The 9,612-nt window shown below is 54.9% G+C and carries 10 protein-coding genes; all 10 read left to right on the top strand.

Annotation, left to right across the window (positions count from 1 at the left end; translation table 11 throughout):
- Positions 1-1,678: glycine cleavage T C-terminal barrel domain-containing protein (locus H7A81_RS22775; protein ID WP_304622201.1), on the top strand; the 1,678-nt coding region annotated here is incomplete at its 5' end.
- Positions 1,671-2,309 carry a sarcosine oxidase subunit gamma gene (locus H7A81_RS22770; protein WP_182058797.1) on the top strand — a complete coding sequence of 213 codons (639 nt, stop codon included), beginning with the start codon at positions 1,671-1,673 and terminating at the stop codon, positions 2,307-2,309. The genes H7A81_RS22775 and H7A81_RS22770, both read left to right, overlap by 8 nt.
- A gap of 80 nt (positions 2,310-2,389) precedes the next feature.
- The gene (purU, locus tag H7A81_RS22765; protein ID WP_182058796.1) at positions 2,390-3,256 is read left to right on the top strand and encodes a formyltetrahydrofolate deformylase; all 867 of its coding nucleotides are present in this window, start codon (positions 2,390-2,392) and stop codon (positions 3,254-3,256) included.
- A gap of 12 nt (positions 3,257-3,268) precedes the next feature.
- Positions 3,269-4,303, top strand: a complete 1,035-nt coding sequence (locus H7A81_RS22760; protein WP_182058795.1) for a GlxA family transcriptional regulator — start codon at positions 3,269-3,271, stop codon at positions 4,301-4,303.
- A 406-nt stretch (positions 4,304-4,709) separates the two neighbouring features.
- The gene (locus H7A81_RS22755) at positions 4,710-4,871 is read left to right on the top strand and encodes a hypothetical protein (protein ID WP_155287984.1); all 162 of its coding nucleotides are present in this window, start codon (positions 4,710-4,712) and stop codon (positions 4,869-4,871) included.
- 188 nt (positions 4,872-5,059) lie between these two features.
- Complete coding sequence (locus H7A81_RS22750; RefSeq protein WP_182058794.1) at positions 5,060-6,115, top strand: nitronate monooxygenase family protein; 1,056 nt, start codon at positions 5,060-5,062, stop codon at positions 6,113-6,115.
- Positions 6,116-6,260: 145 nt separating this feature from the next.
- Positions 6,261-6,695, top strand: a complete 435-nt coding sequence (locus H7A81_RS22745; protein ID WP_045815588.1) for a RidA family protein — start codon at positions 6,261-6,263, stop codon at positions 6,693-6,695.
- 2 nt (positions 6,696-6,697) lie between these two features.
- Positions 6,698-7,372, top strand: a complete 675-nt coding sequence (locus H7A81_RS22740; protein ID WP_182058793.1) for a DUF1028 domain-containing protein — start codon at positions 6,698-6,700, stop codon at positions 7,370-7,372.
- 14 nt (positions 7,373-7,386) lie between these two features.
- The gene (gene argE, locus H7A81_RS22735) at positions 7,387-8,538 is read left to right on the top strand and encodes an acetylornithine deacetylase (RefSeq protein WP_182058798.1); all 1,152 of its coding nucleotides are present in this window, start codon (positions 7,387-7,389) and stop codon (positions 8,536-8,538) included.
- Between the two features lie 230 nt (positions 8,539-8,768).
- Positions 8,769-9,612, top strand: an 844-nt coding sequence (locus H7A81_RS22730; RefSeq protein ID WP_182058792.1) for an ABC transporter ATP-binding protein, incomplete at its 3' end; no start/stop codon positions are given.

Raw genomic sequence — 9,612 nt, 5'->3', positions numbered from 1 at the left:
GCAGGTAAAAGGGATGATGGTTATAGGAGGCGCGCAAGGTATCTACAGCTTGCCTGACGTACTCAGCAGCGGTTTCGAGGCGGGAAAACGTGCCGCTGAAGAAACTGGCGGCGCACCTCAGCCAATTGCGCTGCCGCAAACGCGGGCGCGTCGCGATGGTCCGGCGCTGGCGCTGTATCAAGTGCCGCACATGAAAACTACCATGCGCGCACCGAAACAATTTGTCGATTTGCAGAACGACGTAACGGCCGCTTCCATTGAGCTGGCCACGCGTGAAGGCTTTGAATCGATTGAACATATCAAACGTTACACTGTCATGGGTTTCGGTACCGATCAGGGCAAACTGGGCAACATCAATGGCCTGGCGATTGCGGCGCGGGTATTGAACCGCAGCATTCCTGACGTTGGCACCACCATGTTCCGCCCCAACTATACGCCTGTGGCCTTTGGCGCAGTGACCGGACGCCACTGCAACGAGCTGTTCCAGCCGGAGCGCTATACCGCGCTGCATCAGTGGCACGTGGAAAAGGGTGCGATGTTTGAAGATGTCGGGCAGTGGAAGCGCCCCTGGTATTTCCCGCAGCGCGTCAACGGGCAACTGGAGACGATGCATCAGGCGGTGGTACGTGAATGTCGCGCAGTGCGGGAAAGCGTTGGCGTGCTCGATGCCTCAACCCTCGGCAAAATCGATATTCAGGGGCCGGATGCGCGTGAATTCCTCGAACGCGTCTACACCAACAAGTGGGCCAAACTGCCGGTGGGCCGTGTGCGCTATGGCCTGATGTGTCGCGACGATGGCATGGTGTTTGATGACGGCACCACCAGCTGCCTTGGCCAGAATCACTTCCTGATGACCACCAGCACCGGCAATGCCGCCACCGTGCTGGAGTGGCTGGAACTCTGGCATCAAACCGAGTGGCCGGAACTGCAGGTTTACTTCAACTCGGTCACCGATCACTGGGCCACCATCACTGTCACCGGGCCTAAAGCCCGCGATCTGCTGGCGGAGTTCAGCGATATCGATTTGGCGCGTGACAGTTTTAAATTTATGGACTGGCGTGAAGGCAAGGTGGCGGATGTTCCGGCCCGCGTGTTCCGCATCTCGTTCACCGGCGAACTGGCGTATGAAATCAACGTGCAAGCCAACTATGCGTTGCATGTCTGGCAAGTGCTGTTCGCGCACGGCAAGAAATACAACCTCACCCCTTATGGGACGGAAACCATGCACGTATTGCGTGCGGAGAAGGGGTTCATCATTGGCGGTCAGGACACCGACGGATCAATGACACCGCACGATCTCGGGATGGAGTGGTGCGTGGGTAACGACAAACCGTTCTCGTGGATCGGCAAACGATCGCACACCCGATCCGATGTACTGCGCGAGGATCGTAAACAGCTGGTGGGGCTGTTACCGAAAGATCCTAAAGTGGTGCTGGAAGAGGGGGCGCAGGTGGTGTTCGATCCGCAGCACGCGGTGCCTGTGCCGATGTATGGCCACGTCACCTCCAGTTACTACAGCCCGACGCTGGACAGCGGCTTTGCCATGGCCGTGGTGACACGCGGACATCACCGCATGGGCGAAACCGTCTGGCTCGCCAGTTCAGACGGTCAATTCACTGAAGCCAAAATTGTTAGCTCCGTGTTTATCGATCCAAAAGGAGAGCGCCAGAATGTCTGAGACCCTCACTGCCAACCTCTTTAATGCACATCCCGCGACGCCGCTGGTGGGCGAATCTCCGCTGGTGTGGAGCTATATCAAAACGGGTGTTCCCACGGTAGCGGGCGCCTCTGATATCACATTGCGCGAGCGCGCTGACCTCGGTCATCTGACGCTGCGCGGATCGGCTATCGAGCTGGATAAGGCGCTGCGCGCCGTATTGCAGCTCTCTCTGCCCGCGCAGCCTTTATCCCTGACGCAAGCTGGTGCATACAGCGCGCAGTGGATGTCACCGGACGAGTGGCTGCTGATTGTGCCGCAGGGTGAAGAGTATGCCATTGAGCAGCAGTTACGCGTTGCGCTCGGCGATGCGCACTACGCAATTGTGAACATTGGCGGCGGGCAAACCTTGCTGGAGTTGCGCGGTGAACAGGCGATCAATCTGCTGAAAAAATCGGTGGTGTATGACGTTCATCCGCAGAATTTCCCGGTAGGTAAAGGTGTGATGACCTGCTTTGCCACCATCACGGTGATCCTGCGTCGCCCAACAGAAGATCGTTGGGAACTGGTGGTGCGCCGCAGTTTTGCGGACTACAGCTATCGCTGGCTGCTGGATGCCGGCGCGGAATATGGCATTAGCGTGCTGTCCTGATAGGACATCGTCGTCAATTTACGCGGTGGCTTGCAAGTCACCGCCATTCGGCTCAGTTGCCAATGATGTGAGGGTCTTTTATGAGTCGTAGTAATGCCAACTGGATTTTGACCGCCCAATGCCCGAGAAAACTGGGCAGCGTGGACGTAGTCACGCGCTTTCTTAAGGAACAGCGTTGTTACATTAATGAGCAGCACAGCTTTGATGACAAATGTGCGCAGCGATTTTTCATCCGCACCGTATTTGAACCGCAGACCGACAACTTTGATGCGGCGGCATTTCGTGATGAATTCAGCACGCGCGCGGCTGACTTCGCCATGTCGTTCGAACTCACCGAACCCGGCTATAAAGTGCCGGTGGTGATCATGGTGTCGAAAACCGATCACTGTCTCAACGATCTGTTGTATCGCCATCGCGCCGGTAAGTTGGCCATCGATATCAAAGCGGTGATCTCTAACCATCCGCTGCTGGAGCCCATCGTGGCCTGGCATGGTTTGCCTTACCACTATTTCCCGGTATCTGCGGCGAATCGTGCGGAACAGGAGCAACAAATCTGGCAGGTGGTACAGGAGACGGGGGCGGAACTGGTAGTGCTGGCGCGTTACATGCAGGTGATGTCGGCGGAGATGTGTCAGAAGCTGTCGGGTCGTGCCATCAACATCCATCACTCCTTGTTACCCGGATTCAAAGGGGCCAGGCCTTATCATCAGGCCTATGACAAGGGGGTAAAACTGGTGGGGGCCACCGCGCACTTCATCAATGAAGATCTCGATGAAGGGCCGATCATCAGCCAAAAAGTCGAGGTGGTGAGTCATGCCGATTACGCCGACGATCTGGTGGATAAAGGGCGCGATATCGAGCGCTTAACGCTGGCACATGCGGTCTCGTGTTATGCCGAGCGCAGAGTGTTCCTGTATGAAAATCGCACCGTGGTGTTTTCACGGTAAGGTGCAGTGGAGATGGACAATTATCCGAATCCAGCCACTGACGAACCAGCATTGCCGCTGCGACCTGACATTCGCATCGGCTTTGTGCTGATCAACAAGTTCACGCTGCACTGTGTGTCAGAACTGATCGAACCCATCCGCTTTGCGGCGGATGTGTCTTTCCTCAGCCGTCAGATTTTCTGTCAGTGGGAGTGGATGAGCTGTGACAATCAGCCCGTGACATCCAGCTGTGGCTTGCAGATTACGCCAACCGCGCCTTTTAACCTGGACGATCAGTGGGATTACGTGGTGTTTGCCGGTGGCCTGCTTGATGAGACGCGCGATTCGCCTGCGTGGCTGCTGGAAGCGATGCGGTCACTGCAAGCGCGGCGTATCCCTATTATAACCCTGTGCAGCGCCACCTTTATGGCGGCCCAGGCGGGTTTGCTGGAAGGTAAGAAGTGTGCGATTCACTTTACGACGCGCGATGAATTTCGACAGCGCTTCCCTTCGGTGACGCCGGTGATCGATCAAACCTACCTGAGTGACGGCGGGGTCATTTCCTGTCCGGTTGGCACCGCGCGCGATTTGGCCATGGATATCATCCTGCAGCATTGTGGTGAGTTGCGGGCGAAGAAAGTGCAGAAGTACCTGTTGATGGAAGAGAGTAAAAAGCGGCAAGTCTCCACAGCACGCTCCAGCATGGGCGGGGAGCTAAAAAACTATGATGACGAGTTGGTGAAGCGCACCGTTGCGTACATGCAGCAGCATCTGTCTTCGCCTGAACCGTTGCAAACCCTGACGCATGCCATGCAGATTAACCTTCGTCAGCTGAACCAGGCATTTTTGCACAGCACCGGTGATACCGCAGCCGTTCACTGGCGTAAAATGCGGCTAGAGCATGCGCGAAAATTAATGACCAGCAGTAATGTGAGTATTAACAGTGTCGCGAAATCATGCGGTTTTTCTGATGCTTCACATCTTATTTCCTGGTTCCGAAAACAGTATGGTGAAACGCCCGCCGATTATCGCAAACGACGGCGGGATGTTGAGAGATTAATTCAATAACCCTCACTTTTTTGATGTAAAGCCCACACGCTATCAATGCGGGGTGGGCTTTATTATTTTCACCGCTTATCTGAATTTCAAAGCGTGAGATTCGGTATAAAGAAAAACATCAATCATGTCCCATTTCACAAAAATAAGAAAAGGATATGAATGAATTGTTAATTAATTATATCGTTGATAATATTGGTATTTGTCTGGTGGTGGGTGATAAATATTATATTGATGTGAATTTTTATATTGTTTCCACTCTGCTGTCAGGTTGACCAACATTGCGTGCTGATGCAATTATTCCCTTACGAATTCACGGATATACTGTGAGGCTGAAATGAAAGGGTCAACCTGTAATCTGATAGCGCGCACGGCACTCCCGCATAAGGCATATGGAAGGCATCGCGCCAAAGGAAGTGTGAAGAAAATTGATGTGATATTCTGCGCGGTAAGTAATGGCATCATTGAAAATTCCTACATCAAACCGGGTAAAAGCCTGTTGCGTCTCGGCAAAGCGCTGTGGAATTTAATTGCCGCGCCCAATGCAAAAGATGAAGAGAAACGTAAATTCAATTATTAACTCTCCAGAGGGCGCAACTTGCCCTCTCTGTTTTCCCTCCTGCGATTTAGTCTCTTTCCTTCGTTTGGTTTACCGTTCTACGTTGCACGCTGTGCTGTTGAGGTTCCTGGTCCAAATTTTGGGTTGATTTCTCTGCCGCAGAAGGGGAGTTTAGGTTTGCCCAACTGCAGAATCAAAGGAATAGCAACATGACGAACGCCCTGTGTCAGGCGCTTCAGCTGGAATACCCGCTTATTCAGGCACCGATGGCGGGCGTCTCCACCCCTGAAATGGCCGCCGCCGTCACCAATGCCGGTGCGCTAGGTTCTATCGGTGTGGGGGCCTCCACTCCCGAACAGGCAGCTGTGATGATCGCGCAAACGCAGGCGCTCACCCGAGGCTCCATCAACGTCAACCTCTTTTGCCATGCGCCAGCGGTACGCGACGTTGAACGCGAGCAGGCGTGGATTAATCGCTTTGCGCCGTTGTTTGCGCGTTATGAAGCCGAGTTACCTTTGACTCTCTCGGAGATCTATCAAACCTTCCTGAATAATGACGCGATGCTCAACGTGATTGAGCAGGCGGCGCCGGCAGCAGTGAGCTTTCATTTTGGCATCCCTTCTGCGGCCGTGATTCAACGACTCAAGGAACGTGGGATCGTGTTGCTGGCCACCGCGACCAGTGTGGCAGAAGCATTGACCATCGCGCGCAGCGGCATTGATTTCATCGTGGCGCAGGGGATTGAAGCAGGCGGGCATCGCGGGCATTTTGATCCTCAGGCTTTCGACCATCAAATGTCGACCTTCACCCTGGTGCAGGCAATCCGTCAGCAAACTGCGCATCCGGTGATTGCGGCGGGTGGCATCATGGAGGGTTCAGGTATCGCTGCCATGTTGCAACTGGGCGCAACCGGTGTGCAGTTGGGCACCGCCTTTGTGTTATGCCCGGAATCAGCAGCGAACACGGCTTATCGCGCGGCAATGAAACAGGCCAGTGCAACCGGCACCGAACTTACCGCTGCGATTTCTGGACGTCAGGCGCGCTGTTTACGCAATGATTTCTGCGATTTTAGTCGTGACTTCGCCACCAGTGATGTACCGGATTATCCGTTGACCTATTCGCTGGGCAAAGCGCTAGCCGCAGCCGCTACGGCGAAACAGCACCACGGCTTTGGCGCGCAGTGGGCTGGGCAGGGAGCGGCGCTGGCACGTGAAATGCCTGCGGGTGAGCTGGTGTCATTGTTGATGAATAAGTGGCAAAGCTAACGAAAAGTATCTGCCATCCATGGCAGATAGCAATTGATTCACTGGATTAGGATTTTCAAAACCAACACCTCGGTTAATGCTGTTTTGTCTGCTGCGCGTCGCACGGTATACCTTGCGGGACATCCATTCATCTCCGCAGGCAGACATGAGCACACATACACGCATCCGCAAATTCAACACCAAAGAAACGTACCCTAACCAAAACCTCGACAACGATCTTTGCCAGGCTGTGCGTGCCGGCAATACCGTTTACGTTCGCGGTCAGATTGGCACTGACTTCGAGGGCAATCTGATTGGGCTTGGCGATCCGGCTGCCCAGGCCGATCAGGCGATGAAAAACGTCAAGCAGCTGCTGGAAGAGGCGGGCAGCGACCTGTCACACATCGTCAAAACCACCACCTATATTATTGACCCGCGTTATCGTGAGCCGGTTTATCAGGTCGTGGGTAAATGGCTGAAGGGTGTGTATCCGATCTCAACCGGACTGGTGATTTCAGGGCTGGGTCAGCCGCAGTGGCTGATGGAAATTGATGTAATCGCGGTTATCCCGGACGACTGGCAGCCACAAGCAGGAGCCTGATCATGACGTTATCGATTGTAGGACGCTGTGCTGAGACCGGGCAGATGGGTATCGCCATTAGCTCATCCAGTATTGCCGTCGGCGCGCGCTGCCCTTGGTTACGCACCCAGGTGGGCGCCGTTTCCACACAGAACATCACCTTACCGGCGCTGGGCCCGCGCATTCTTGACCAGTTGCTGCAGGGAAAATCTGCTCAGGCCGCCTTAGCCGCCGGGCTGGCGTCTGACGAATATCATCAATATCGCCAGGTCACCGTGCTGGCGGCTGATGGGCAAAGTGCCTGCTTCAGCGGAGAAAAAACCTTGGGAGTGAACCATGCGTTGAGTGGCGTGGAATGTGTGGCGGCAGGAAATTTACTCGCCAATACCGAGGTGATTGTCGCGATGGTTAACGCCTTTGAGCGGAGCGAGGGGCACCTCGCCGATCGCCTTCTGTGTGCCATGCAGGCCGGTATGACGGCGGGAGGCGAAGCTGGGCCGGTGCATTCAGCAGCACTGTCGATTGTGGCTGAACCTGTCTGGCCAATCGTTGACCTGCGCATTGACTGGACGGAGGCCAATCCTATCGATGAACTCAGCACACTGTGGCAGGCATATCAGCCACAAATGCAGGATTACGTGGTCCGCGCGTTGGATCCGACAAAAGCCCCCAGCTATGGCGTGCCGGGCGACGAGTGATGCAAGGAACTTCTATGGTGACCAGCCGTACGTTACTGGCTCAGTTGGTAGCCTTTGATACCACCAGCCGCGAATCCAATCTGGCGCTGATCGATTTTGTCTGGCGCTATCTGACCGATCTGGGTGTGAACTGCGAACTGATTCATAACGCTGAGCGCAGTAAAGCCAATCTTTATGCCAGGCTCGGTCCTGCTGGCAAGGGCGGTGTGATGCTCTCAGGGCACAGCGATGTGGTACCTGTGGATGGGCAAGCGTGGAGCGTTCCGCCTTTTGCGCTGACCGAGCATGACGGCAAACTCTACGGGCGCGGCACCGCGGATATGAAGGGATTTATCGCCTGTATGCTGTCGGCCGTACCGCATTTTCTGGCACAACCTCTCACTCAGCCGCTGCATCTGGCGATCTCTTATGACGAAGAAGTGGGTTGCCTCGGCGTCAGAACCTTGCTGGATGCGTTAGCGCAGCGCCCGGAAAAGCCGGACATTTGCCTCATCGGCGAACCCACCGAGCTGCAACCGGTTTTAGGCCACAAAGGCAAACTGGGCATGCGATGTGAAGTGCAGGGCGCGGCGTGCCACTCTGCTTATGCGCCACAAGGCGTGAATGCTATCGAGTACGCAGCGAAATTGATTCATCGACTAACCGAGATGGGTGAGCGACTGGCTGCTGCGGAAAATCAGGATGCGCGTTTTGATCCGCCTTATACCACCGTGCAAACCGGCGTGATTCAGGGCGGGCGGGCGCTGAATATTGTGCCTGCAGAATGTAGTTTTGATTTTGAAGTTCGCACCTTACCCAAAGATGATGCGCAACAGGTAGCAGACGAACTGGAGCGTTACGCACAGCGCGACCTGTTGCCCCGGATGCAGGCCGTCAATCGCGACACGTCGATTCGTTTCACATCTATCAGTGGTTATCCCGGTTTATATACTGACGCGGAGAGTCCCGCGGCGCGTTTGATTGCGCACCTGACCGGTACCGACAGCTTTAGCACGGTGGCCTTTGGCACCGAGGGCGGCTTGTTCCATCAGGCTGGTATCCCAAGTGTTATCTGCGGTCCTGGCAGTATGGCGCAAGGGCACAAACCCGATGAGTTTATCAGCCTGGAACAGCTGACCGCCTGCGATGCCATGTTGCGGCGGTTAGCGGAGTGGATGTGTCTATGAAGTGACATTGTCACTCATTGCACATGCTTATTGAGCCGCACCCTTCAGTTATCTCGTCCCTGTTCTCATTAATCACACACCAGGCTGAAGGGCGCGGTTATCAGGCCGCGCGCAGCCGATTTGTCTGCTTTAACTTTTCCAAACACCAGCTTCAGGAAGCACTAACCGCATGATGCACGCATTCACCGTATGCTGGTGGCAAGCAAAGATAGCCCGTTTCTGGAGAGTCCATGGTCAGTGCAGAAGTCACCTCGTTCCCGCAGCCCGACGTGCTGCATCCTGTTGCCAATAAAGCCAATGTTGCCGTGCAACTGGATGGCGTACTTAAACGCTTTGGCGATGCCATAGCGCTACACAAAATTTCGTTAACCATCGAAGAGGGTGAGTTTATTACGCTGCTCGGCCCATCAGGCTGTGGCAAAACCACACTGCTAAACCTGATGGCAGGCTTTGCCGAAGCAGATGGCGGCGAGATCTTTATTGATGGCGATCTGGTCACCGAGATCCCTCCTTACCAGCGTGAAATCGGTATTGTCTTCCAGAACTACGCACTGTTCCCGCATATGACCGTGGAGAAGAATGTTGGTTATGGTTTGCGTATGCGCGGTGTGCCCAAGGCGGAAATCGCTGAGCGTGTAGAACAGGCATTAGCGCTGGTTAAACTGGCGGGCTACGGTCAGCGTAAGCCGCGTGAACTTTCTGGTGGGCAGCAGCAGCGTGTTGCCCTGGCGCGCGCTCTGGTGATTCGCCCGAAAGTGCTGCTGCTGGATGAGCCGTTTTCCGCACTCGATAAAAATCTGCGTTTATCGATGCAGGTTGAGTTAAAAGCGATTCAGCGCAAACTCGGCGTCACCACGGTATTTGTCACACACGATCAGGGCGAAGCGCTGAGCATGAGTGACCGGGTAGTGGTGATGTCTGCTGGACACGTTCGCCAGATTGGTACCCCGGATGACATCTATCGCCGTCCGCAGGATCCTTTTGTCGCGGGATTTGTCGGCGATGTGAATATCTTGCCAGGCCATTACGCTGGCCGCGACAGCACCGCCGTTATTGAGCTAGGTGGCAATAAAC

The organism is Pantoea sp. ME81 (assembly GCF_903970985.1).
Taxonomy (GTDB): Bacteria; Pseudomonadota; Gammaproteobacteria; order Enterobacterales; family Enterobacteriaceae; genus Pantoea; species Pantoea communis.
The sequence above is the reverse complement of the archived record's forward strand: the minus strand, read 5'-3'. Positions and strand labels throughout refer to the sequence as shown.